Below are 24614 nucleotides of genomic sequence, written 5' to 3' on the forward strand. Positions count from 1 at the left end.
GATCGGGGCCGCGGCGTCAGCCGATTGCGGTCGGCAAATCCATGATTCCGGCCAAACGTGGCGCGACCGACCGCTGATAGCGGGCCGGCGTGGTCCCCGTCCAGCGCTTGAACGCGGCGATGAAACTGGTCGCTTCGGCATAGCCCAGCCGCAGCGCCACGTCCTCCACCGACAGCGCGCCGGTGGCCAGCAGCTCCTCGGCCAGCCCCCGGTGGACCTCCTCGACCAGTTCCCGGAAGGTGGTGTTCTCCTCTGCCAGCCGCCGGCGCAGTGTCCGCTCGCTCATCGCCAGCTGCCGGGCGACGGCCGCGATCGTGTGGGGTTCGCCGTCGATCGACGCCAGCCGGTCGCGAACCCGCCGGGCGACGCCGGTGCGCTGCCGGCGGCGCTCCAGCAACGCCTGGCACTGCTGCTCGCACATCACTTTGCTGATCTCGCTGGCCTGCGGTAGCCGGTTGTCCAGCAGCCCCACCGGCCAGCGCGCCACCGTGGCGGGCGAGTCATAGCCCGGAGTCACGCCGAACGCCTCGCGGGCCGCGGCGACTCCGGAGGCGGGCGCGGGACCGGCGAAGTCGATCGAGGTGAAGGGAATGGGGCTGCCCAGCAACTCCGACATCACCCGGGCGATCGCTGCCAGGTCACGCCGCATCAGGAATTCGGCAACCGGACCGGTCAGGTCGGGCAGGTCGAGTCGCAGCGCGACTTCGGGCCCCTCCACGGTGACCGTCGGCAGGCAGAATCCGTAACTGAGGTCGTAGTAGCGGGCCGCGAACCGGACGGCATCGCCCAGCGTCGAGCTGGTCAGGCAGGCGAAACCGAAGATGCCGAACGAGCCCACGTAGTAACTACGGCCCACCCGCACGCCCAGATCGGCCGGCTCGCCGAGCAGCTTCACCAGGTTCGTCGCGACGGCGAGTTCCTGACGCCCCAGGATCATCCGCTCGTGGTCGTGCAGGTCGGCCTCCGACAGTCCGGAGTCGGCGAGCACCTCGGCCACCGAAAGCCCGTTCTGGCAACCGAATTCGGCCATCAAGGCGACGCTGGCCGTGGTTCGCGGAAAATCCCAGTGCGACACCTGGGACCCCACGAACACCTGCACTAGACCAGTATGGCCGCCCGGGCGAACCTGGCCGGCGCTATGCCGCCAGGTCGTCGTCGGAACCGGATGTGGGGGCCGCGGCCACCGACCGCCGGTTGCGCCGCCAGCCGCGCACGGTGGCGATCGCCGTCTTGAGCCCGCGGCGGCGTCCGGTCGTCGGGTCGGTGCCGGCGAAATCCGGCCCCAGGTCGGCGAACATACGCTCGCTGCGCGTCTCGGGCGCATTGTCGGCGCCGTCGCGCAGGTACTTGTCCGGCAGCGACAGCTTGGCCAGCGTGCGCCACGTCTTGCCGTATTGCACCAGGAATGAGCCTGTGGTGTAAGGCAAGTCGTACTTGTCGCAGACTTCGCGCACCCGCACCGAGATCTCGTGCAACCGGTTACTGGGCAGATCCGGGTAGAGGTGGTGCTCGATCTGATGGCACAGGTTGCCGCTCATGAACCGGAGCAACCAACCGCCCTCGAAGTTCGCGCTCCCCAGCATCTGCCGCAAGTACCACTGGCCCTGCGTCTCACCGACCATGTCGGTCTTGGTGAATTTCTCTGCGCCGTCCGGGAAGTGGCCGCAGAAGATCACGGCGTTGGCCCAGACGTTGCGGATCACATTGGCCAGCACGTTGGCCTTCAGTGTCGAGGAGTAGGTCGCGCCCGGCGACACCGAGGTGAGCGCCGGAAATGCGACATAGTCCTTGAACACCTGGCGGCCGGCCTTGAGGAGAAACTCGTCGATCCGCTCGCGAGCCTCGGCGTGATCCATCCGCTTCTTGACGATCTTGCCGATCTCGACGTGCTGCATGCCCACGCCCCATTCGAACAGCAGCAACAGCAGGCTGTTCCACACCAGATTGAAGATGTTGAAGCGTTTCCAGGGCTGGTCGCGGGTGACGCGCAGCAAGCCGTAACCCACGTCATCGTCGATGCCCAGGATGTTGGTGTACTTGTGGTGCACGAAATTGTGGGTGTACCGCCAGTGCTTGGACGACCCGCTCATGTCCCACTCCCAGGTGGAGGAGTGGATCTCGGGGTCGTTCATCCAGTCCCACTGGCCGTGCATGACGTTGTGGCCGATCTCCATGTTCTCGATGATCTTGGCCACGCCCAGGGTCGCCGCGCCGGCCCACCAGGCCGAGCGCCGGGAGCTGGCGGCCAGGATCACCCGGCCGGACAACTCCAGCGCGCGCTGGGCGGCGATGGTGCGGTGGATGTAGCGTGCGTCCCGCTCACCGCGCGAGTCTTCGATGTCGCGGCGTATCGCGTCCAATTCGGCGGCCAGATTTTCGATGTCGGCGTCCGTGAGGTGCGCGAATACGTCGACGTCCGTGATCGCCATGGTCTCCTCGTGGATCGGGGTCAACCTACGTACCCGTAGGTTACCTGTGGGTAACTCTAGATGTCGACCACGCAGTCGCCCGACGCGGCCGACACGCACGTCTGCACGCGGGTACCCGGGTCGTGCTCCTGGCCGGTGCGCAGGTCACGAACATGACCCTCCACCAGGTCGACGACGCAGGACTGACAAATACCCATCCGGCAACCGAACGGCATCTGCACACCGGCCCCTTCGCCGGCGTCCATCACCGACGTCGCCGCATCGGCGGCCACGCTCTTGCCACTGCGGGCGAACGTCACCGTTCCGCCCGCTCCCGCCGGCGCCGCTTTGGCCACCGCGAAGCGTTCGAGGTGCAAGCGGTCGGCGATGCCCGCAGCGCCCCACACCTTGGTGGCCTGGTCGAGCATGCCCTCCGGCCCGCAGGCCCACGTCTGGCGCTCGCGCCAGTCGGGCACCTCGTGGTCGAGCCGGGACAGATCGAGGCGACCCTGAGCCCGGGTCTCGCGTATTGACAGGCGATAACCGGGGTGGCTGTCGGCCAGTGCGGCGAGTTCGGCGGCGAACATGACGTCGGCTTCGGTGGGCGCCGAATGCAGGTGCGCGATATCGCCGATCTGGTTGCGCCGCAACAAAGTTCGCAGCATCGACATCACCGGGGTGATCCCGGAACCGGCGGTGAGGAACAGGATCGCCGGCGGCGCCGGGTCCGGCAGCACGAAATTCCCCTGGGGTGCGGCCAGTCGGACGATGGTGCCCGGTTCAACACCGGCCACCAGGTGGGTGGACAGGAAGCCTTCGGGCATCGCCTTGACGGTGATGGTGATGGTCCCGGCGCTCACCGGGCTCGACGTGAGCGAGTAGGACCGCCAGCGCCAGCGTCCGTCGATGAACAGGCCGATGCCGATGTACTGGCCGGGCTGGTAGTCGAAGCTGAATCCCCAGCCGGGTTTGATGACCAGCGTCGCCGAGTCCTCGGTCTCGCGTCGTACCTCCACGACGCGGCCCCGTAACTCACGGGCCGACCACAGCGGGTTGGCCAGGCGCAGGTAGTCGTCGGGCAGCAGCGGGGTGGTAATTCGCGCAGCGAGCTTGCGTATCACATGCCAACCGGGATGGCGATCGGCACCGGCGACGCTTGGCCGCCTGGTGTTGACGACGTTGGCGGACAGTACCGCGTTCTTGATGCCCATAACGAAAGCTACGGTACCGTAACTTACGGTGCCGTAGCTAGTTCAGAGCAGCTCCAGCAGGAAGGGCAGCTCCTGGGTGGCGTACCAGGCCAGGTCATGATCCTGGGCATCGCCGACGATCAGGTCGGCGTCTTCGTCACCGAGGTCCGCCTCATCGATCACCTCGATCGCCGCCAGCACGGCCTGTTCGGCGCCGGCGTTGTCCACGTATGCGGCGATCACCCGGTCTATGGGCACCGAGCCGGACAACCTGACGACGGCGTCGTCGAGGTCCGGACGGAAAGCGAGCCCGTCCGGGTCGACGTCGGCCGCCACCACCGCGCGTCGCGCAGGCAGCCCGCCACCGGGCTCCACCGCGAGCAATCGCAGGGAGGCCAGGGCCGCCTCGCGTAATGCCACCTCGGCGAGCTCGTCGTCATCGCCCTCTGCGTAGGACTCCCGCAGTGTCGGTGTCACCGCGAAAGCGGTGCCGCCGACCGGGCGCAGGGATCCGTCGGCGACGAGTTGCTGCAGCATCGCCAGCGTGGCGGGGATGTAGACCTGGGTCATGAGCCGCGCATCAATTGGGCGACGTGGTCGTCGACGTACTTGGACAATTCCCGCGCTGGCCGCTTGTAGTTTCCGCTGACCACCGGGTGCGCCGGCAGCTTGACGACCGGTTTTTCCACATCGCGGTACTCGATGGTGGACAGCAGATGAGACATCATGTTCAGCCGCGCGTGCTTCTTGATGTCGGATTCCACGACATACCACGGGCTGACCGGGGTGTCGGTGTGCACCATCATCTCGTCTTTGGCCCGCGAATAATCTTCCCAGCGGTACACCGACTCCATATCCGTAGGACTCAATTTCCATTGCCGCACAGGGTCATTGAGCCTTGCCTTGAAACGTCGCAACTGCTCGCCCTCGGAGACCGAGAACCAGTATTTGCGCAGCAGTATGCCGTCGTCGATGAGCATCTGCTCGAAAATCGGTGTCTGGCGCAGGAACAACGCGTGCTCGTGGGGCGTGCAGAATCCCATGACCTTCTCGATTCCGGCGCGGTTGTACCACGAGCGGTCGAAGAGCACGATCTCGCCTTTGGCAGGCAGATGGGTGATGTAGCGCTGGTAATACCACTGCCCGCGTTCCCGGTCGGTCGGCACCGGCAGCGCGGCGATGTGAGCGACCCGGGGGCTGAGGTATTCGGTGATCCGCTTGATGGCACCGCCCTTGCCCGCGGCGTCGCGGCCTTCGAAGATCACCACCAGCCGCGCTCCGGTGTGCCGCACCCACTCCTGCAGCTTCACGAATTCCGTTTGCAGCCGGAATAATTCGGCCTCATACAGGTCATTCGGAATCTTCGGCGCGGCCGCGGATTTCTTCTTCTTCGGAGTGCTCACATCAATGGATGGTATCGGTACCGGGGCAGAACTACCGGGAAGCTTCCAGCAGCTCGTCCAGCGCCTGGGTCAGCAGGCCCGGCAACAGGTCGACGTCGCTCATCGCGTCGCGGTCGGCGTTGATCCCGAAATACAGCATGCCGTTGTAGGACGTCACGCTGATGGCCAGTGCCTGGTTGTGCAGCAACGGCGGCACGGCATCGGTTTCCAGCAATTTGGTGCCGGCGATGTACATCTGCGATTGCGCTCCCGGCGCGTTGGTGATCAGCAGGTTGTAGGAGCGGGCGGCGAAACTGGTCGCCACCCGGATGCCCATCGCATGCAGGGTCGGCGGGGCGAAACCCGACAACGTCACGATCGTCCGGGCGTCGACCCGGCTGGATGCCGCCGGATTGGACTCGGTGGCATGGGCGATCTGTGACAGCCGCACCACCGCGTTGCCCTCCCCCACCGGCAGGTCGACGAGAAACGGTGTCACCTCGCTCATCGCCTGACCGGGACCGGTCGAGTCGAGCTGTTCGTCGGCGTACACCGACAGCGGCGCGAGCGCGCGCACCGTCGCGGTCGACGAGACGGCCTCGCCGCGCGACATCAGCCAGTTGCCCAGCGCCCCGGTCACGACAGCGAGCACCACGTCGTTGATGTCACAGTCGTAGCGCGCGCGCACCGCCCGATAGTCTTCGAGCTTTCCGCGGGCGACGGTGAACCGTCGGTTGCGCGACACGGGCGCGTTGAGCGGGCTGCTGGGCGCGGTGCCGCGCGCCACCGTGCGCGCGATGTCGACCACCCGGCGTCCGGCCTCGACGATCTGAGTGGAGCTGGTCACCAAGCCGGCGAGGGAGGATCCAACGGCCCGCATCTGCGCGCCCGGACCCGCGATCCAGTCGCCGATGGCGCCGACCATCAACCGGGCGCTGCCGGGGTCGCGTTCGGGAACCCAGATGTCCTCTGGGAACGCCGGGGACCGGCGCGTCCGGTCGGCGATCACATGGTTGATCTCCAGCGCGCCCATGCCGTTGATCAGCGCCTGGTGCGACTTTGTGTAGATCGCGATGCGGTTCTTTGCCAGACCTTCGACGAGGTACATCTCCCACAGCGGCCGGGACTTGTCCAGGGGCCGCGCGGCCAGCCGCGCGATCAGTTCGTGCAGTTGCTCGTCGCTGCCCGGGGACGGCAGCGCCGAGCGCCGGATGTGATAGGTGATGTCGAAGTCGCGGTCGTCGATCCACACCGGCCGGGCCATCCCGAACTTGACCTCGCGCACCTTCTGCCGATACCGCGGAATCTGCGGTAACCGCTGCTCAACGGTGGCCAGCAGCGTCTCGTAACTCAACCCGGCCCGCGGGCGGCGCAGAATCGACAGCGAACCGACATACATCGGGGTGGCGGTGTTTTCCAGCCGGTAGAAGGACGCGTCCGCAGTGGACAAACGAGTCACCATCGCGGCTCGGTCCTCCTCGTCAAGTCGCCCTCTTTCGTTTCAGGGACATGTTGTCGCCCACGGTAACCGCATCCGCGGTTCTGCGAAGGTCGGGGTTCGCGCCGGCAGCGGTTGTGGATGGACGCCGGTGGGTGAATACCGCAGACCGGCGATCGTCTGCCACCCTCCACGGGTGCCCGTTTCCGACACCGCCGTAACGCCGGTGATCGACTACGAACCGCCGACACACCTGCCCGGCCCTGACGCGCCGCGTTGTCTGCCGACGGCGGCGGCGCCGGCCGCTCGCGCGCGCCCTCACCCCGCGCCGAAGACGCCGTTGTCTCCGCGGATGCGTCAGGCCGCCACCTTCGCCGACGCCGCCCTGCGCCGCGTGCTGGAGGTGATCGACCGCCGCCGCCCGGCCGCGCAACTCGGTGCGGTGCTGGCGCCGTACCTGGTCGATGCGGTGGTTGCGGTCAGCCGCGCGGCAGCCGGCACGACGGGGGCCGCGGTGCTACGGCGAATGCGGGTTCAGCCTGCCCTCGGCGATGACGCGGCCGAGGTGTTCGGCTCGTACAGCCGCGGCGAGCGGGTCCACGCCATCGCCTGCCGGGTGGAACGGCTGCCCCCGGGCCGATGGCTGGTGGTGGCGCTGCACATCGGCTGATCACTACCTGGTTTTCGCCGGCAACCGGCCACCGGTGTACCGGGACAACACCGGGCCAGCGATCGCCATGATGAACACATAGGCGGTCGCCAGCGCCGCCACCGCCGGGATCGATGTGCCGACGAGCCCGATGATGATCAGGGAGAATTCGCCCCTGGCGATCAGCGCCGTGCCGGCCCGCAACTGTCCGCGGCGCGCCACTCCGTCACGCCGCGCGGCGAACATCCCGGTGAGCACCTTGGTAGCCGAGGTGACGACCGCCAGTGCGATGGCTACCGCCAGCATGGGCAGCAGCTCTTTGGGATCCACCGACAGCCCGATCGCCAGAAAGAATATGGCGCCGAACAGATCTCGCAGCGGACCCAAGACTTTGCGGGCACGTTCAGCAGTGTCGCCGGTCAGTGTGAGACCCACCAGGAACGCGCCGACCGCGGCGGATGCGCGCAGGGTTTCGGCCAGCGCAGCCACTATCAACGTGATGCCCAGTACGCGTAGCAACATCTGCTCGGAATCAGGATGTGTCACCAGGCGGCCGACGTGATGGCCCCAGCGGTAGGACGCCGCGAACGCCGCAAGCAGCGCACCGATCGCCGCCAGCATGCCACCGACAGCGTCGACCCAGTTGCCCCGCGCCGCCAGCACGGCAACCAGCGGCAGGTAGCCCGCCATCGCGAAGTCCTCGAGTACGAGTACGGCCAGCACTGCGGGTGTCTCGCGATTGCCCAAGCGTCCCAGGTCTTCCAACAACCGCGCGATGACGCCCGAAGACGAGATGTAGGTGACACCCGCCAGCGCCAGTATGGCGACCCCGTTCATCCCCAGCAACCAGCCTGCCACCGCACCTGGAATCGCGTTGAGGACGATGTCGACGCCGGCTGACGGAAGATGGTGTCGCAGACTGGACGCGAATTCCGTCGCGGAGAACTCCAATCCCAGCGTCAGCAGCAGCAGCACGACCCCGATGGGGGCCGCTGTGATGACGAAGTCGTCGGCAGCGGCCACGGGAAGTAGGCCGCCCTTGCCGAGCGCCAGTCCCGCGATCAGATAAACCGGTATCGGGGACAGCGCGAACCGTCGGGCGCCGGCCCCCAGCAGCGCAAGCATGGTCAGGAGTGCGCCGAGCTGAAACAGCAGCGCACTGGAAACTTCCACTGGTTCAGCCCTTGCCGATGATCTGCTCGACCGCGGCGATCCCCTCCTGGGTGCCGATCACGATCAACACGTCCCGTGCCCGCAGGGTTTGCGCCGGACCGGGCGACGCCAGCACCTCGTCGTCGCGCACGATGGCGACGATCGACGCGCCGCTGCGGGTTCGGGCACGGGTGTCGCCGAGGGGACGGTCGACGAAGGGACTGTCAACCGTGACATGGACTTGGCCCGCTTCCAGTCCGGGTACTTCCCGGGTAAGTTCGGCAAACCGCTCGGCAATCCTTGGCGCACCGAAAATCTGGGCGACGGCTTCGGCTTCGTCCTCGGCCAGGCGGAAGACCGGACGGGCCTCGTCCGGGTCCTCCGCCCCGTACACCACTACGTCGAAGTCACCGTTGCGCCGTGCGACGATGCCGATCCGCTCACCCTGGTGGCTGGTGAATTCGTACCGCAGACCGACACCTGGCAGCAGCACCTCCTTGACGTCCATGGTGTCCATCCTTGACGAATCTCCGGCCAGAAGGAACAGGGATCAGCATCGGTACCCGGCGCTGGTAGTCGCGGTACCGCTCACCCAGGTGTGCGGTCAGGTCGTGCTCTTCCAGCTGCAGGGCCACCAGGATGTAGGCCGTGATGCCGACCGAGAACAGCAGGTGCCCGGCCGTCATCGTGGGGGCCGCCCAGAATGCCACCAGGAAGCCCAGCATCAGCGGGTGGCGTACCACCCGGTAGAGCAGGTGGGTGCGAAAACCCAACTCGCGGTAAGGCTTTCCCTGCCATGCCAGGTACACCTGTCGCAGCCCGAACAGGTCGAAATGGTTGATCATGAAGGTCGAGGACAACACGATCGCCCACCCGAGCCAGAACAGCGCCCAGATCGCCCAGCGCCCCGCAGGCTGACGGACCTCCCACAGTTGGCCAGGCATGGCGCGCCACTGCCAGTAGAGCAGCAGCAGCACCGCACTGGCCAGCAGCACATAGGTGCTGCGCTCGATCGCCGCCGGCACCCATCGGGTCCACCAGCGTTTGAAGGCGGGCCGGGCCATCACGCTGTGCTGCACGCCGAACAGGCCCAGTAGCGCCAGGTTGATCGGCACGGCCTGCCACAGCGGGGCGGTGATGCCATTGTTCACCGTGCGCGGCACCAGGATTGCGCCGGCGAAGCCGACGGCATAGCCGAAGGCGACCAGGAAGATCAGGTAACTCAGGGCGCCGTAACCGATTGTCAGAGTGCGTTTCATGAGCTGATTGTTCGCCGGAGAGACGAATCGGGTCATGGGGCGGATGCCTCAAACATCGGTGCCCGTAGGGTGGTTTGATGGCGCTCTTGCTCGGGCCCGCGTTGCGGCACGTATCCGACACGACGGCATTGGTGTGGGTCCAAACCGACAGTGCGGCAACGGTGGACGTACTGGGGGCATCCGCGCGGACGTTCGCCGTTCAGGGTCATCACTACGCTCTGGTGACGGTCACCGGGCTGACTCCGGACACGGTCACCGAATACGAGGTCAGGTGCGACGGCGAAGTCGTCTGGCCGCTGCCGGACTCACCCTTCCCGCCGAGCGTCATCCGCACCCGGGGGCCGAAATCCACCGGCCGGTTGCAGGCCATCTTCGGATCGTGCCGTTATCCCAAGACCGACGACGCCAGCGTCGAGTCGAAACTCGGACTCGACGCGCTGGACGTCTACGCCGCGCGGATGGCCACCCAGCCGATCGACGACTGGCCAGAGGCACTGATCCTGCTCGGCGACCAGCTGTACGCCGACGAACTGACTCCCGAAGCCAGACGGCGCCTGGCCGGCCGCCGCACCCGGACCACGCGCGCCAAGCGACCGCCGGACGAGGTGGTGAGTTTCGCCGAATATGAACGGCTGTACCGGCATTCGTGGAGCGATCCGGAGATCAGATGGCTGATGTCCACGGTTCCCACCGCGATGATCTTCGACGACCACGACATCAGGGACGACTGGAACACATCGGCGCCGTGGCGCGCCGAGATGAACGAGAAGCGGTGGTGGCGCGACCGGATCCGGGCGGGCCTGGCCTCCTACTGGGTATACCAACACCTGGGCAATCTGAGCCCGCAGGAGTTGGCCGCCGACGAGGACTATCGGCGGCTGATCACGACCGACGGCGACACCTGGCCGCAGCTGACCGAGCTGGCCGACCGCGCCGATGCGGAGGTGGACGGCACCAAGGGCGTCCGGTTCAGCTACCGCTGGGACCTGGGACGCAGCCGGCTCATCATGATCGACTCCCGCAACGGCCGGATCCTGGACTCCGGTCGGCGCATGATGGTCGGGGACCACGAGTTCGCCTGGGTGGAAGCACAGGTGGCCGACCGCCTCGACGAATTGGACCATCTGATGCTGGCTTCGTCGGTGCCGTGGCTCATGCCGCCCGCGCTCGGGGACCTGGAGGCGGCCAACGAGCGTAACGCCGACCGGCTGGGGCTGCGTGGCAGGATCGCCGAAAAGACCCGCCAGGCTTTGGATCTCGAGCATTGGCCGGCATTCCATAAGTCGTTCGAGCGGCTCGCGGAGCTGATTCACTCGGTGGCCGGCCGCCCCGACGGGCCCGCCACCGTCAACGTGCTGTCCGGCGACGTGCACCACAGTTACGCCGCTCGCGTCGCGTGGACCGGTGCGCCCGATGCGCCGGCCGCGGTGCACCAGCTGGTGTGCTCGCCGGTGAACAACTACGTGCCGCTGTTCGTCAAGCCGGTGTTCACGCTCGCGTGGACGCGTCCCGCCGCGCAGTTGGCCCGATGGTGGGCACGTCTGCACCGCGTCCCGTCGATGCCGTTGTCCTGGGCGAACACCTGCGGTCCGCTGTTCGGAAACACCATCGCCACCCTGCTGGTGGACGGCCGCAGTGCCGAGGTGCTGTTCGAACAGCCCCGCGGCACTGCTGCGCTAGAGGAGGTGGGCCGGGTTTCGCTCAGCCGGCCCACCTGACGGCCGAGCGCCGGTCCAGCACCCAGATGGTGGCCAGCGTCAGGACGACGGCGAATGCGCCGAGCGCGAGCAGACTCCCGCCGGTGCTGCCGTTGAACGTCGACCGGTAGGCGGACATGGCCGGCAGCGTGGCGGTGAGCCGGTCCAGATCGAGGTCGCGGCCCAGCGCTTCGAATGCGTGCCGGTTGGCCAGGCCGAGGCTCATCAGCCGTCCCGGGAATGCCATTTTGTCCACCGGGACGATGGCACCACCGAACAGCACCTGCGGGAAGCACAGCATGGGCAGCGCGAGTGCGGCCTGCGCGGCGTTGTGCACCGCGGCGGAGGCGAGCAGGCCGAGGGCCAGCGCGGAGGTCGCTTCGATCAGCATCGTCACGAACAGCAGGATGTACACATGCCACCCGGCGGCGGGCAGCCGGCCGAGACCGCGCAGCACGATCAGCAGCACCGCACTCACCGCGGCCAGCACCGGGAGCAGCGCGGTGACTTTGGACGCCACGTAGGCGCCCACACTGAGCCCGGCGAGGCGCTCCCGCCGGAACACCGCGATCTCCCCCACGATCTGCAGCAGTCCGTAGGTCAGGCCGAAGAAGAAACCGTCGAACGCGATCCAGAAGACGATCTGGGCCGGGCCGACGTCGGCCGCGCCACCGGCGTCGAACGCACCGCGCCGGAACAGCGTCGCCATCATCGCCGTCACCAGTACCGGTGAGCCGAGCAGCACCGCCAGTGTCAGCCGGTTTCGGGCCAGCACCTCGACATTGCGGCGCGTCAGCAGCCACCACTGCTGAAAGATGCTCGGACGCTTTATGTCTGGAGTGGACGCCGGAACGGGGCCGGGCCGGACCGCGGTGCGCGGTGCCCACGTCATCACGGGACTGCCGTTGGCCAGTCTGTCGTAGACCTCGGCGAGGTCCTGCACCCCGAAATACCGCCGCGCATCGATCGGGCTGCCGCTGAATGCCAGACGGCCGTCCCGGGCCAGGAAGATCACCCGGTCGCACCGGTCGATGCTGGCCGGCTCGTGCGTGGTCAGCACGACCGTCACCCCCCGCTCCGTCAGGCCGCGCAGCAGCCGCAGCACGTCGGCCGCGGTCGAGGGGTCGAGCCCCGAGGTGGGTTCGTCGAGGAAGAAAAGAGTTGGGCGGGTGAGCAGTTCGACCGCGATGCTGGCGCGCTTGCGCTGACCGCCGGACAGCGAACGCACCGGCACCTCGGCCCGGTCGCTCAGGTCGAGATCATTCATGGTCTCCTCGACCGCACGATCGGCCTCGGCGGCCGAGGTGCCCGCCGGCAGTCGCAGCCGCGCCGCGTAGCGCAGCGTGCGGCGTAGCGGCATCTCGAGGTGGATGATGTCGTCCTGAGGTACATAGCCGATACCGGCACCTCTACCGGCCAGGTTGTGCACCACCTCACCTGCGGACGGCGGCTGAAGTCCCGCAAGGATTTTCAACAGGGTGGTCTTTCCCGCTCCGCTACCGCCGGCGATGGCTACCAGCTCGCCCGGTTCGATGGACAGCGACAGCGGCTGCAGGATTTGTCGTGTGCCGACCCGGCGGCTCACGTCGATGGCATCTACTCGTGTGGTCATAGTGGGAGATCATCGGCCGGTCGCGGGATCGGTTACATGGGGCGCTTGCCTCAAATCAGTCCACGGTCGATGGCCGCGAGACTGGCCTGCGTGCGGTTGTTGACGCCCAACTTCGCATAGATCCGCTCGACGTGATTGCGGGCGGTCTTCTCGGCGATGAACAACTGAGTGGCGATCTCCCGGTTCGACCGGCCCTGCGCGACGAGCCGCAGGACCTCCACTTCCCGGGCGGTGAGCCCCGCCGACCACGAGGCGCGCCGGGTGCTCCGGTGCCCGGCCGCGGCCAGGGCGGCTTCCACCGACTCGGCATCCAGGCGGCCCTCGCGCGCGTCCTGGCGCAGCTGAGCGGCAGCGGCGGCCGGATCCAGAGCGGCCCGGTTCGGGCGCGGCTCGAGCAATTGATGATAGGCCGCCACGGCGGCCAGCAGCCGGTCGTGCGGCGTCAGTTCGTTGCCGGAAAGCCCACGGGGAAAGCCGGATCCGTCGATACGCTCCTCGTGCTTGGTGGCGACGGACACCACCGACTCCAGACCCTGGATCCGGCTCAGTATCCGCCCCGTCAGGTAGGGGTACATCCGCACCCGCTCCCATTCGGCGGTGCTCAGCGGCCCCTTCTTCTCCCAGATCTGGTTGGAGACCCCCAGTCTGCCGAGACCCTGGACCAGGCCCGCACGGTACAAACGGGTGATATCGGCCGGGGGCATCCGGCAGTGCCGGGCCGCCGCGGCCGCGAGGTCGGCGACACCGCGGGAGTACCCCGGCGAGCAGGGACACTTCAAGTCGACGAAATCCGCCATCGCCCTGAGTAATTCGTTGATCTCCTCAGCACCGATGATGCGGTCGCGATCCGGCGCCTGCGCCAGAGCCGCGGTCCACACATCGATTTCGAGGAGCCCGTCCACGATCGCGGCGGCATCGGCGATGAAGACATCGGCCACGGCGGGGCTGAACTGTGTGCCACGCCGGGCCCGGGCGATCTCGAGCGCCTGATCCAGGCCGCCCGTGCGCAGGTGGACCTCGATGACATCGGACAGGTGGACTATGTGTATTTCGAGCGGAATCTCTTCTTCCCGAGCACCATTCGGCATCCCCCGGCCGTCCCAGCGCTCGAAGATGTACGCCAGCGCCGTTGCGACGTCACTGTCGAGTCCGATCCGGTCAGACAGCACCCCGGCCGAACTGCAGTGCGAACTGATGAGATTGGCCACCTGATTGCGCGCGGTGAGCAGGAAGGCCGCCGAACGCAGGCCGCGTTCCCACACCGGCAGCCCGCGCCCCACGTGACTGACCATGAGACGCAGGAACGGCAGGCCGGCCATGTCCACCCCGTAGGTGTCGGCACGGAAGGCGATGTCGTCACCGAACAGCGCCGAGAGCTCATGGGAATCGGCGTGACACCCGATCCAGCCCACCAGGTTGGCGTAGTACACCGTCGCGCGCTGCCGCGCGTCCAGGCCCATCCGGTCGGCAATGCGAGTCGCGATCAGGGTGGACCGCAGCATGTGTTCCATCGGCTGACCCAGACCGAGGTCGATCGCCGGCGAGATGGCCGCCAGCAACTCGGCCTTGCGCAGGCCTTTCGGCGGGTCGTGCAGCGTCGGGTGCACGACCTCATTCTGCACTTTCTGGGGCAGTTGCCCCATGCGACTGCCCGGTTCGCCGGCCTACCCTCGGCCCATGGTGACGGTGATTGAGCACAACCCCTGGCACAGCGTGCTGACCGAAGGGCATGCGTCGTTGGTCAAGGCGCGACGCGTGTTCCGTTATCTGCCCTCGGCGCCACGGTGCAAGCTGTGCAACAACCCGTTCGGCGGCCCTGCCGGGCGGGTGCTGGCCGTCGCCGGGTTCAGTCCGTCGCGCAAGAACCCCAACCTGTGCAGCCGTTGTTGCGACGCGCTTCCCGCAGGTGGTGCCGAGGTGGATGTCGCGGTGCTGTTCGCCGACGTCCGCGGGTCCACCGCCCTGGGACAGCGCGGTGCGGCGACGCACTTCGCGGCGCTGCTCAACCGGTTCTACGGCGCCGCGACCCAGACGCTGCTGCGTCACGATGCGGTGATCGACAAGCTCATCGGCGATGAGGTGATGGCCTTCTTCGTTCGCGGCATCAGCGGTCCGGGGTACCGCAGCCAAGCCGTCGCGGCCGGGGTAGAGCTGTTGGAAGCGGTCGGTTATGGCAGCGACCGCGGCCCTTGGCTGGAGTTGGGTGTGGCGGTCAACGCCGGCGTCGCGTACGTCGGCAACGTCGGTGGCGCCGTCGTCGACTTCACCGCGCTGGGTGATCCGGTCAACGTCGCCGCACGCATGCAGCAGCACGCTGCCGGCGGAGAGTTGCTCGTCGCTGCTGGAGTGGCCGACGAGCGCGTCGGGACGGCTCCGCGTCGCCCCCTGAACCTGCGGGGGCACGCTGCGCCGGTCGACGCGTTCGTGCTGGGGGCTGAGCCAGCGCCCGGTTGGTCGAACGTGCAGCCAGCCGCACGTTCGGCGTCGAGCGTGCGGCCAGCTTCACACTCGGCGCCGCGCATGGCGCCGATCCCGGACGCTAGCGCTTCTTGACCGATTTGGGGGGCTTGGCACCGCGGCCCTGCTGGCGCGCCGCGGCACGCCGCTCGCGGCGACTGCCGCCGGCGGCCGCACCGGCCGAGGTTTTCGCCGCCCCGCCGCCGTTGCGCTGCAGTTGCGCCGAACCGTCTTCCGATGGGCCGGAGTAGGTGAGCGCGGGCGTGTCGCTGTCGTCGATTCCCTTGGCGCGCAACGTACTCACCGGCTCTTTCGCGCGCACGGGCTCGTCGTCGCCGTCGGAAGCCGCTGCGGCAGTGGCGAACTCGGCCAAGCCCTCGGGCGCTTCGACCGGCGCAACGTCGACCTGAGGTGCCGGCACCGCCTCCACGCTGACGTTGAACAGGAAGCCGACCGACTCCTCCTTCATGCCGTCGAGCATGGCCATGAACATGTCGTAGCCCTCGCGCTGGTATTCGACCAGCGGGTCGCGCTGGGCCATCGCCCGCAGCCCGATGCCCTCCTTGAGGTAGTCCATCTCATAGAGGTGCTCGCGCCACTTGCGGTCGATCACATTGAGCAGCACGTTGCGCTCCAGCTGACGCATCGCGCCCTCGCCGGCGATCTCCTCGAGCTCGGCTTCCCTTGCGGCATAAGCCTTGTCGGCATCCTTGAGCAGCGCGTCGAGGAGTTCCTCGCGGGTCAGGTCGTCGCGCTCGGAGTCCGCGTCGTGGTGGGTGAGTGCCTCGTGGCTGATGCCCACCGGGTACAGCGTCTTGAGCGCCGTCCACAACGCGTCGAGGTCCCAGTCCTCGGCGTATCCCTCAATGGTCGCCCCGTTGACGTAGGCGGTGATGACGTCGGTCAGCATCTCCTTCGCCTGTTCCTTGAGGTTCTCCCCCTCCAGGATGCGGCGGCGCTCGGCGTAGATCACCTTGCGCTGCTGGTTCATCACCTCGTCGTACTTCAGGACGTTCTTGCGCATCTCGAAGTTCTGCTGCTCGACCTGGGTCTGCGCGCTCTTGATGGCGCGGGTGACCATCTTCGCCTCGATCGGCACGTCGTCGGGCAGGTTCAGCCGGGTCAGCAGGCTCTCCAGCGCGGCCCCGTTGAAGCGGCGCATCAGCTCGTCGCCGAGCGACAGGTAGAAGCGCGACTCCCCCGGGTCACCCTGGCGGCCGGAGCGGCCGCGCAACTGGTTGTCGATGCGGCGCGACTCGTGGCGTTCGGTGCCCAGCACGTACAGGCCGCCGGCTTCGATTACTTCGGCGGCCTCTGCGTTTGCTTCCTTCTTGACCTTGGGCAGCTCCTGGTGCCACGCCTCTTCGTATTCCTCGGGCGTTTCCACCGGGTCCAGGCCGCGCTCGCGCAGCCGCTTGTCGGTGAGGAAGTCGACGTTGCCGCCCAGCACGATGTCGGTACCGCGGCCGGCCATGTTGGTGGCCACGGTGATGCCCCCACGCCGGCCGGCCTCGGCGATGATGCCCGCCTCCTGCTCGTGGTACTTGGCGTTCAGGACGTTGTGCGGGATGCGGCGCTTGGTGAACTGGCGCGACAGATACTCCGAGCGCTCCACGCTGGTGGTGCCGATCAGGACCGGCTGGCCCTTCTCGTACCGCTCGGCGACGTCGTCGACCACCGCGATGTACTTGGCCTCTTCGGTCTTGTAGATGAGGTCGGACTGGTCGGTGCGGACCATCGGCTTGTTGGTCGGGATCGGGACGACACCCAACTTGTAGATCTCGTGCAGCTCGGCCGCCTCGGTCTGGGCGGTACCGGTCATGCCGGCCAGCTTGTCGTAGAGCCGGAAGTAGTTCTGCAGGGTGATGGTGGCCAGCGTCTGGTTCTCGGCCTTGATCTCCACGTGCTCTTTGGCCTCGATGGCCTGGTGCATGCCCTCGTTGTAGCGGCGACCGATGAGCACACGGCCGGTGAACTCGTCGACGATGAGCACCTCGCCGTTGCGGACGATGTAGTCCTTGTCGCGGTTGAACAGCTCCTTGGCCTTCAGCGCGTTGTTCAGGTAGCTGACCAGCGGTGAGTTGGCGGCCTCGTAGAGGTTGTCGATGCCGAGCTGGTCCTCGACGAACTCCACGCCCTTCTCGTGCACGCCGACCGTGCGTTTGCGCAGGTCCACCTCATAGTGGGTGTCCTTCTGCATCAGCGGCGCCAGCCGGGCGAACTCGGAGTACCAGTTGGACGCGCCGTCGGCAGGCCCGGAGATGATCAGCGGGGTGCGCGCCTCGTCGATCAGGATGGAGTCGACCTCGTCGACGATGGCGAAGTTGTGGCCGCGCTGCACCAGGTCGTCCAGCGAATGGGCCATGTTGTCGCGCAGGTAGTCGAAGCCGAACTCGTTGTTGGTGCCGTAGGTGATGTCGGCGTTGTAGGCGACACGACGCTCCTCCGGGGTCATCTGGGCCAGGATCACCCCGACGTCCAGGCCGAGGAAGCGGTGCACCCGGCCCATCCACTCGCTGTCGCGTTTTGCCAGGTAGTCGTTGACGGTGACGACATGCACGCCCTTGCCGGCCAGCGCGTTGAGGTAGGCCGGCAACACACAGGTCAGGGTCTTGCCTTCACCGGTCTTCATCTCGGCGACGTTGCCCAGGTGCAGCGCGGCAGCACCCATCACCTGCACATCGAAGGGGCGCTGGTCGAGCACCCGCCAGGCGGCCTCGCGGGCCACCGCGAACGCCTCGGGGAGCAGGTCTTCGAGGTCTTCGGGGTTCTTCTCGTCGGCGAGACGCTTCCTGAACTCGTCGGTTTTGGCCCGCAGCTCCGCGTCGGTGAGTTTCTCGACGTCGTCGGACAACGTGTTCACATAGTCGGCCACCTTCTTGAGGCGTTTGACCATGCGACCTTCACCAAGGCGCAGCAATCTCGACAGCACAGCTTTGTTCCCCTGTTGGGTAGGAGTCTTTCAGGCGACCCCCATCCTAGGTGACGGGGTGATCAGGCCAGGCTGAGTCAGGCCAGCCGAATCAAGCCGTAGTCGTACGCGTGCCGGCGATAGACCACCGAAGGCCGTTCCGTCTCCTTGTCGAAGAACAGGAAGAAGTCATGCCCGACGAGTTCCATCTCGTAGAGCGCGTCGTCGACCGACATCGGCTTGGCGGGGTGTTCCTTGGTGCGCACCACCTTGCCCGGCTCGTGGTCCTTGTGCTCCAAGTCGGCGCCCACGTGGTCATGCGCATCCGCCGGCTCGGCGTTGAACGCCTTGTCCAGTGGCGGCAGCACCGCGGTGGCCTCGGCCAGCGATACCGGCGTCTTGTCGCCGTAGTGCACCTTGCGGCGGTCCTTGCCGCGGCGCAGCCGGTTCTCCAGCTTGGCGACGGCGGACTCCAGCGCGGCATAGAAACTGTCGGCGCAGGCCTCGCCGCGCACCACCGGTCCCCGGCCGCGGGCGGTGATCTCTATGCGCTGACAGGCCTTGCGCTGGCGGCGGTTGCGTTCGTGGTCGAGCTCGACGTCGAAAAGGTAGATGGTCTTGTCTAATCGCTCGCAGCGCGCGAGCTTCTGCGAAACGTAGATGCGGAAATGGTCGGGTATCTCGACGTTGCGTCCCTTGAACACGATCTCGGCCTGGGCCGTTGGTTCGGCCTGGTCCCCGGTTCCGGTTGCATCGAGAACTTGCTCGGAATCCGCTGTGAGCCTTGGCATTCGTGACAACTCGTTTCTCTTTTCACGTCACACGCGACCTGCGTGCCCGGCACTGATTCAGATACGCACCGACGGGGTTAGAGCGGTATGGAGGAGCCACCGCCGCAGGCTGCCCGCCGGAGCAAGAGATCGTATTCTCACCTCCTACCGCGGGTGCTGCTGGTGCTGTCGACGTTAGCCCTTGTTCGCCTTAACGTGCCACCTAATTCGCAGACCTGTTGCGAGTTCTTCACGCGGCGGCGATAGCGAGGACCGCGGCGACCGGCACGCCGGCAGCGCACAGCACCCGAACGGACTCGCGCGACGTGGCGCCGGTGGTGATGACGTCGTCCACGACCAGCACCTCGGTGGCCGGCCGGCGGCCGCGCAGCCGTACCCGGCCGGCGATGTTGCGTTCGCGGGCCGAGATGTCCAAGCCCACCGAGTCGCGGGCCAGGGCCCGCATACGCAAGGCGCCGGTGACGGCGATGTCCGGGTTGGCCGCCACGGCGGCGTCCGCGATTCGGGTGACGGGGTCCCCACCCCGTCGCCGGGCCGCGGAGCGCCGGGTCGGTGCCGGCACGATCGTCAGCGGGGTGCTGACCATACCCCAGCACCACAAACGGTGGATCCCGACGGCCAGGGCCTGCGCGAGAGGTAGGACGAGGTCGCTGCGGCCGCGCTCCTTGAGCGCCAGGATCGCCTGGCGCCGGACGCCGGTGTAGCGGCCGAGTGCGAAGACCGGTACTTCGGGATCGATGCGGGGACTGACCACCAGCGGTTCGCCGGGTTCCACGGCGAGTGCATTCGCGCAGGCCGGACACCATCGGGTGGCCGGGGCTCCGCAGCCGCCGCACTGCAGTGGCAGGACGAGGTCGAGCATCCAGTCAGTGTCGCCGCCGGGGGTGACAAGTCCGGACGGAGACCTACTTGTAACCAAACACTGACCGACTTGCGTTCGCGCGCTTTCAGTTTCGCGCTGGTAGCGGCCCTACCATTCCAGCAGCGAAGGCTTATTACCCATCCGACTAATTAACCCTGGAGAGAAAGCCATGCGGGCGGCGATCCGGTCTCTGCTGGTGTTCCTGGGCATCACTTCGACAGTGATGGCCGGGCACGCCGGCGTCACGCTGATGGCGGCGAGCAAGTCGGCCAGCTACGCCGACATCGTTGCGCTGCTGCCCGTGCGCGGCTCGGTGGTGGGTGTCGCACACCCCGTCGTGGTGACATTCGGCGGACCGGTAGCGAACCGCGAGGCCGTGGAGCATGCCATCGAAGTGACGTCGGCACCCGCGATGAGCGGCAAGTTCGAGTGGCTGGACAGCAACGTCGTGCAGTGGGTGCCCGACCGGTTCTGGCCGGCGCACAGCACCGTGGCGCTCTCGGTGGGCGGTTTGCGCACGGAGTTCAAGACGGGCCCGGCCGTCGTCGGCGTCGCGGACATCACCAACCACACGTTCACCGTGAGCATTGACGGGGTCGAGGCGGACACGCCGGCGCCGGCGCTGCCGGCGCCGCATCACCGCACGCACTTCGGCGAGCCGGGCGTGCTGCCCGCGTCCATGGGCAGGCCGGAATATGGAACGCCGGTGGGGACGTACAGCGTTCTCGCGAAAGACCGCTCGGTGATGATGGATTCGAGCAGCGTCGGCATTCCCGTCGACAACCCCGATGGTTACCGCCTGCAGGTGGACTATGCCGTGCGCATCACCAACCACGGTCTGTACGTGCACTCGGCTCCGTGGGCGGTCAACGCGATGGGCGTCGACAACGTCAGCCACGGCTGCATCAGCCTGAGCCCCACCGACGCGGAGTGGTACTTCAATACGGTCCACGTCGGTGACCCGGTGATCGTCAAAGAAGGCGTCCCGGCCGTGGACAGCGGCAAGGAAGCCGACCCGAAACCGCTGCAGCCGTCGACCCTGAACCCCGACCGGCCACCCAGCTAGAACGGTGGGGGTTCGTCGTCGGGTGGGCCGGTGGCGGTGATGCGGGCCTGGCGGTTGGCGCGGCGTTCGGCGGCGACGCGGGCGGCGCGGTCTTGGGTGCGGGTGCGGCGGCGGGTGGGCATCATCGCGGTGCGCTCGGCGCAGTAGTCCTGTGGTGGGGTGTGGGCTTCGGGGGCGGGCATGCCGCCCACGGCGTGGCACAGGCTGGGAAACAGCAGCGCGCTACCGGGGGTGGTGACGTGGGTGTCCCCGCCCGGGGAGGTCAGGATCAGGGTGCCGTCGGCGAGTTGCTGCTCGGTCCAGCCCCAGAACGTTTTCATCAAATGGTGCGCGCGGCAGTAGCACTTGAGGTTGCCGGCATGGGTGGGCCCGCCCTGGGCGTAGGGGATGGTGTGATCCAGGTCGCAGCCGGTGGCCGGTACCTCGCAGCCGGGCCAGCGGCACGTCAGATCCCGGGCCCGCACGAAATCGGTCAATCCCTGCGAGGGGGTGTAGTGGGGTTCAGGGGCGGCGTAGCCGGGATGGATCAACGGCACCTGTTTGGCGGTCAGCGCCACCTCGGCCAGCAGTTCAGGGGTGATGAGGTCCTGCCCGCCCAGTAGGTAGGCGGGGCTGTCGGCGTGCCCGTTGAGGGTGGCTTGTTCGGCGATCACCTGAATCACCACCGGGCCAGAAGGCTTTCTGCCGGCGGCGGTGCAATCGGAGCGGCCGCATTCACAGCCCAGCCGGGTCGCCGCAGCGGCCAGCGCCCCCAACGCATCAGCGCGGCGCTGGGCGGCGGTGCGCGGATCATGCGGGCACACCGTGGCCGCCAACACCGTCAGCCGCGCCTCCACGGCCCGGGCGTCGGTACTGCGCAACCGGCCCTCGATCGGGCAGATCCCGTCGGCCGGCGCACCGATCCACACCTCCCGATCAGCCTGCGCTTCTTTGCGGCGGCGCAGCGCATCACCATCGGCGCGAGCCACGATCGCATCGACCTTCTTAGCCAGCCGCCCCCGGCTCAACGACGGCCAGCGCGTCACCCGCGCGGCGATCGCGGCGTCCACCGCCGCCAGCACCTGCGGGTCCTCGATCAGATCGGTACGGAACACAATCGTCGAGAACGCCTCCAGATCGATATCCCCGGCACACAACACCGCGCCCACCTGCGGTAGCCGCTCACGCATCGCCCGGGCATAACGCACCTTGGTCTCCGCACGGCCCTGACTGATCTTCAACCCCGCGGCCACCTCCCCAGCCACCGCCCTGGTCGTGTCGATCGCCCAGTCCTCCCGCTCCCCACCCCGGGCCAGCCGGTAGGCGAACAACTCCCCAATCGCCACCAACTCCGCAGCCGCACCCTGATTGACCCAGCGCGCCGCAGCACCGATCCGCGCCATCCAGCCCACCGACTCCTCAGTCGCCACGGCCAACACCTGACGACGCACCACCGACTCGCGCCAGCGGGCATCCCACACCGCCCACTCCCCCACCGTCGGCGACCGGGGACCCGGTGTCTCCCCGGAGGGAGCGCCGCCACTGGATGATTCGAACACCTGTTCGAGTATACAAGGCCCCCTGACACTCCGGTGTCACCGCAGGTCAGGCCCCGTCACTCGTGCGAAAGGCCACCGAGTCGCCGACAATCAGTCCATGCCCGCACAGAATTCGGCCCTCCGAACGGGAAGGGGCAACGGCGGGGCAATTGGGCTAGTCGCGCTGCATGCCGTTCTGGTGCTGTTCACGGTGCTGCTGAATCTGGCACTTCTGGTCACCGCCGATCCACACGATCAGTGCCGCATTCACCACGTGCATTGCGAGCGCGGGTCTCATCTTCGGGAGGCCGCGTTGATCAGCGCGGTGGGAACCGGCGTGCTGATCATCGTCGAGGTCGTTGCGACGACCTACGCCTACTTGTGGAGACGCCGACGACTCCCCCTCGTCATCCCGCTCCTGTGCTCCATCGGCCAATCCCTCATCCTCGTCACCGCTTTCACTCTCGGCTCAGCGGGCCTGTAGCACTCGAGGCGGGTCAGATGCCTCGTCGGGGATTCGCCACCTTGCGACTCCTACTGCGCCGGAGCGCCCACCGCCCCACACGCCGGCAATGCGGTCGTCGTCCCGGCCAGCACGGCCGGGATAGGTGCCGAGGGCACCTCGGCGGCCACGGCCTGAGGCGAGGGCGCCTGCGGCCCCGGCAGCACGACCGGGTCGGCGGCCTTCCCACTGGACGGAGTCATGGGTGCACCTTTGCCGGTACCGGCCTGCGTCGCGATCGGAGCAGCGACCCCTGCACCTTCGGCCGCCCCGGCCCCCGCGCCCGCGACCGGAACAACCGGCGCCACCGGAGGCACCACGGGCACTGGGGGCACCGGAGGCACGACCGGCACGACAGGTACCGCGGGCGCGATCGGCACCGGACCGGGCAGCACCACGGGCGCCGCGGCCACCGGCCCGGCAGCGAATCCCATCTGCTGCTCGATGCAGTTCCCGCCGCCGGTGCGCAGTGGAGTGGCCACCGCACCCGGACTCAACGCCAGCGCAGCCCCGCACAACCCCGCGCCGGCAGCAACCGCTACGCAGAATCGATCGATAATCCGCAACGCCAACTCCGTTCGTTCTCCCCAATTGCCCCCGCAATCAATAACAATGGGGAACCGTATTGGCGTGTCGAATTCTTGCCTAGAGCACAAAATTGATGGTTGCCGAACCGATGCCAAGCACCGGCCGTGCCGTGACAGTGTCTTTCCCAAACAGTTACGAGCGGAAGGGTTTTGACCCTCAAAACTGTGCTACCCGGTCGCCCGGGTCGCCATCGGGTCGCAATCGCCGAATGGCAGAAAAAGCGCGAGAAATGACTATTCAGCTACCGTCTACATCGAATTACAGCGATGTAATTTACAGACATGTAATTCGCTCGCCCGATCAGTCCGAGCCCCACCACAGCGACGGCCAGCTGAAGCTCAGCGCACCCTGGCTCAGCCGGGTGATGAGCTCTTCGAGCGCCCGCAGCGGCAACTCCATCCGCCACTCCGGCAGCAGACCGGCCAGGTGCAGGGAATCCGGTGTGAGCTCGACCCCGGTGATCATCAATCCATGCGGCAGCTCCGGCAGCGCCACCTGGTAGGCCGGCGTCCGCAATGGCAGCTTCCACCGCCGCTGGCCGGCCACCACCGCCCGCGGGCGCAACCACAAAGTCGAGCCCACCACGTCGGCGTCCACCTCGAGACCGCCCAGCCCGGGTCGCCGCGCCCAACTCAGCCGCGCCGTCCCGTCCTCCCCCGACTCGCTGCGCAGATGCGGTGCCGCCTGCTCCAGCACATGGTCGAAGACGTCCTTCGGCAACTCGGTGGTCAGCTCTGTCGGGGCCGCAATGACCAGCGGCGGCACCCCGGGACGGATGTGCACGTTGCGCATCACGGCAACCGCGCTCTGCAGGCGGTTGTCGGCCCAGCAGATATCGCGTGCCGCCACCCGGACTTCGCCGAGCTGGCCCACCGGCAACCCCTGCGGATCCAGCTCCGACTCCAGCTCGACGACGGTCAGCGTCACGTCCTGATCGCCGATGCGAACGGTGACTTCCTTACCGACCAGCAGCTGCTGCAACGTGGCGAACAAGGTCCGGTAAGGCATCGCCACCGCGTGGGCCCCGACCGACGGAATTCCGGTCGAGGACCACAGCGAAGACAGCATCTCCAAGGCGCGGAACGGGTCGTCCCAACGCAGGAATGGAACCTTGGGCGACATCGGCAAGCGCC

At 67.4% G+C, this 24614-nt stretch carries 22 protein-coding genes; 5 read left to right on the forward strand and 17 right to left on the reverse strand.

Annotated features, from left to right (window positions below):
- Nucleotides 1-16: 16 nt before the first annotated feature.
- The 6 genes from QXK92_RS12650 to QXK92_RS12675 are packed head-to-tail and all read right to left on the reverse strand — an operon-like array spanning nucleotide 17 to nucleotide 6442.
- Entirely contained in the window at nucleotides 17-1099 is a 1083-nt protein-coding gene (locus QXK92_RS12650) for an AraC family transcriptional regulator (protein ID WP_306241953.1), read from the reverse strand.
- Between the two features lie 37 nt (nucleotides 1100-1136).
- On the reverse strand, nucleotides 1137-2429 hold the full coding sequence (locus QXK92_RS12655) for a fatty acid desaturase (RefSeq protein ID WP_306241954.1): 1293 nt from the start codon (nucleotides 2427-2429) through the stop codon (nucleotides 1137-1139).
- Nucleotides 2430-2485: 56 nt separating this feature from the next.
- Nucleotides 2486-3619, reverse strand: coding sequence for a ferredoxin reductase (locus tag QXK92_RS12660; RefSeq protein ID WP_306241955.1), 1134 nt, complete (start codon nucleotides 3617-3619; stop codon nucleotides 2486-2488).
- 42 nt (nucleotides 3620-3661) lie between these two features.
- Nucleotides 3662-4168, reverse strand: coding sequence for a hypothetical protein (locus QXK92_RS12665; RefSeq protein WP_306241956.1), 507 nt, complete (start codon nucleotides 4166-4168; stop codon nucleotides 3662-3664).
- A complete protein-coding gene (ppk2, locus tag QXK92_RS12670) occupies nucleotides 4165-5001 on the reverse strand; it encodes a polyphosphate kinase 2 (protein ID WP_306241957.1) in 837 nt (278 codons plus the stop codon). The genes QXK92_RS12665 and ppk2 overlap by 4 nt, the downstream gene beginning before the upstream one ends.
- A 31-nt stretch (nucleotides 5002-5032) precedes the next feature.
- On the reverse strand, nucleotides 5033-6442 hold the full coding sequence (locus QXK92_RS12675) for a wax ester/triacylglycerol synthase family O-acyltransferase (protein ID WP_306241958.1): 1410 nt from the start codon (nucleotides 6440-6442) through the stop codon (nucleotides 5033-5035).
- Nucleotides 6443-6614: 172 nt separating this feature from the next.
- Between QXK92_RS12675 and QXK92_RS12680 the strand changes: the two genes are divergently transcribed.
- Nucleotides 6615-7088, forward strand: coding sequence for an Rv3235 family protein (locus QXK92_RS12680; RefSeq protein WP_306241959.1), 474 nt, complete (start codon nucleotides 6615-6617; stop codon nucleotides 7086-7088).
- Nucleotides 7089-7091: 3 nt separating this feature from the next.
- On the opposite strand, the gene QXK92_RS12685 is transcribed toward QXK92_RS12680, so the two are convergent.
- From QXK92_RS12685 to mddA, 3 genes are read right to left on the reverse strand one after another with little or no spacing between them, the layout of a single operon-like run.
- On the reverse strand, nucleotides 7092-8240 hold the full coding sequence (locus QXK92_RS12685; RefSeq protein WP_306241960.1) for a cation:proton antiporter: 1149 nt from the start codon (nucleotides 8238-8240) through the stop codon (nucleotides 7092-7094).
- A 4-nt stretch (nucleotides 8241-8244) separates the two neighbouring features.
- Nucleotides 8245-8727, reverse strand: coding sequence for a cation:proton antiporter regulatory subunit (locus QXK92_RS12690; protein WP_306241961.1), 483 nt, complete (start codon nucleotides 8725-8727; stop codon nucleotides 8245-8247).
- Nucleotides 8660-9478, reverse strand: a complete 819-nt coding sequence (mddA, locus tag QXK92_RS12695; protein ID WP_306241962.1) for a methanethiol S-methyltransferase — start codon at nucleotides 9476-9478, stop codon at nucleotides 8660-8662. The genes QXK92_RS12690 and mddA overlap by 68 nt, the downstream gene beginning before the upstream one ends.
- 77 nt (nucleotides 9479-9555) lie before the next feature.
- On the opposite strand from mddA, the gene QXK92_RS12700 reads away from it, so the two are divergent.
- Nucleotides 9556-11196, forward strand: coding sequence for an alkaline phosphatase D family protein (locus QXK92_RS12700; RefSeq protein ID WP_306241963.1), 1641 nt, complete (start codon nucleotides 9556-9558; stop codon nucleotides 11194-11196).
- On the opposite strand, the gene QXK92_RS12705 is transcribed toward QXK92_RS12700, so the two are convergent.
- Together QXK92_RS12705 and QXK92_RS12710 are read right to left on the reverse strand one after the other, a co-directional pair.
- Nucleotides 11180-12787, reverse strand: coding sequence for an ATP-binding cassette domain-containing protein (locus QXK92_RS12705; protein ID WP_306241964.1), 1608 nt, complete (start codon nucleotides 12785-12787; stop codon nucleotides 11180-11182). The two genes, QXK92_RS12700 and QXK92_RS12705, sit on opposite strands and share 17 nt — an antisense overlap.
- 50 nt (nucleotides 12788-12837) lie before the next feature.
- Nucleotides 12838-14394 (reverse strand): HD domain-containing phosphohydrolase, encoded by a 1557-nt coding sequence (locus QXK92_RS12710; RefSeq protein WP_371934552.1) that lies wholly within the window; start codon nucleotides 14392-14394, stop codon nucleotides 12838-12840.
- Between the two features lie 70 nt (nucleotides 14395-14464).
- Here QXK92_RS12710 and QXK92_RS12715 point away from each other — a divergent pair, with 70 nt between their 5' ends.
- Nucleotides 14465-15340 carry an adenylate/guanylate cyclase domain-containing protein gene (locus QXK92_RS12715; protein ID WP_306241965.1) on the forward strand — a complete coding sequence of 292 codons (876 nt, stop codon included), beginning with the start codon at nucleotides 14465-14467 and terminating at the stop codon, nucleotides 15338-15340.
- Here the strand turns inward: QXK92_RS12715 and secA are convergent.
- From secA to QXK92_RS12730, 3 genes are all read right to left on the reverse strand, one after another.
- On the reverse strand, nucleotides 15327-18176 hold the full coding sequence (gene secA / locus QXK92_RS12720) for a preprotein translocase subunit SecA (RefSeq protein WP_306241966.1): 2850 nt from the start codon (nucleotides 18174-18176) through the stop codon (nucleotides 15327-15329). The two genes, QXK92_RS12715 and secA, sit on opposite strands and share 14 nt — an antisense overlap.
- A gap of 77 nt (nucleotides 18177-18253) precedes the next feature.
- Entirely contained in the window at nucleotides 18254-18946 is a 693-nt protein-coding gene (gene hpf / locus QXK92_RS12725; protein ID WP_306241967.1) for a ribosome hibernation-promoting factor, HPF/YfiA family, read from the reverse strand.
- Between the two features lie 229 nt (nucleotides 18947-19175).
- On the reverse strand, nucleotides 19176-19808 hold the full coding sequence (locus QXK92_RS12730) for a ComF family protein (protein ID WP_306241968.1): 633 nt from the start codon (nucleotides 19806-19808) through the stop codon (nucleotides 19176-19178).
- A 169-nt stretch (nucleotides 19809-19977) separates the two neighbouring features.
- Between QXK92_RS12730 and QXK92_RS12735 the strand changes: the two genes are divergently transcribed.
- Complete coding sequence (locus QXK92_RS12735) at nucleotides 19978-20874, forward strand: Ig-like domain-containing protein (RefSeq protein ID WP_306241969.1); 897 nt, start codon at nucleotides 19978-19980, stop codon at nucleotides 20872-20874.
- Here the strand turns inward: QXK92_RS12735 and QXK92_RS12740 are convergent.
- Nucleotides 20871-22334 carry an HNH endonuclease signature motif containing protein gene (locus QXK92_RS12740; protein ID WP_371934553.1) on the reverse strand — a complete coding sequence of 488 codons (1464 nt, stop codon included), beginning with the start codon at nucleotides 22332-22334 and terminating at the stop codon, nucleotides 20871-20873. The genes QXK92_RS12735 and QXK92_RS12740 overlap by 4 nt on opposite strands.
- A gap of 175 nt (nucleotides 22335-22509) precedes the next feature.
- Here QXK92_RS12740 and QXK92_RS12745 point away from each other — a divergent pair, with 175 nt between their 5' ends.
- The gene (locus QXK92_RS12745; protein WP_306241970.1) at nucleotides 22510-22875 is read left to right on the forward strand and encodes a hypothetical protein; all 366 of its coding nucleotides are present in this window, start codon (nucleotides 22510-22512) and stop codon (nucleotides 22873-22875) included.
- 50 nt (nucleotides 22876-22925) lie between these two features.
- On the opposite strand, the gene QXK92_RS12750 is transcribed toward QXK92_RS12745, so the two are convergent.
- Together QXK92_RS12750 and QXK92_RS12755 are read right to left on the reverse strand one after the other, a co-directional pair.
- A complete protein-coding gene (locus tag QXK92_RS12750; protein ID WP_306241971.1) occupies nucleotides 22926-23459 on the reverse strand; it encodes a hypothetical protein in 534 nt (177 codons plus the stop codon).
- 322 nt (nucleotides 23460-23781) lie between these two features.
- The gene (locus QXK92_RS12755) at nucleotides 23782-24603 is read right to left on the reverse strand and encodes an LmeA family phospholipid-binding protein (RefSeq protein WP_306241972.1); all 822 of its coding nucleotides are present in this window, start codon (nucleotides 24601-24603) and stop codon (nucleotides 23782-23784) included.
- Nucleotides 24604-24614: the final 11 nt, after the last annotated feature.

It is taken from the genome of Mycobacterium sp. TY815, from assembly GCF_030755135.1.
GTDB lineage: Bacteria > Actinomycetota > Actinomycetes > Mycobacteriales > Mycobacteriaceae > Mycobacterium.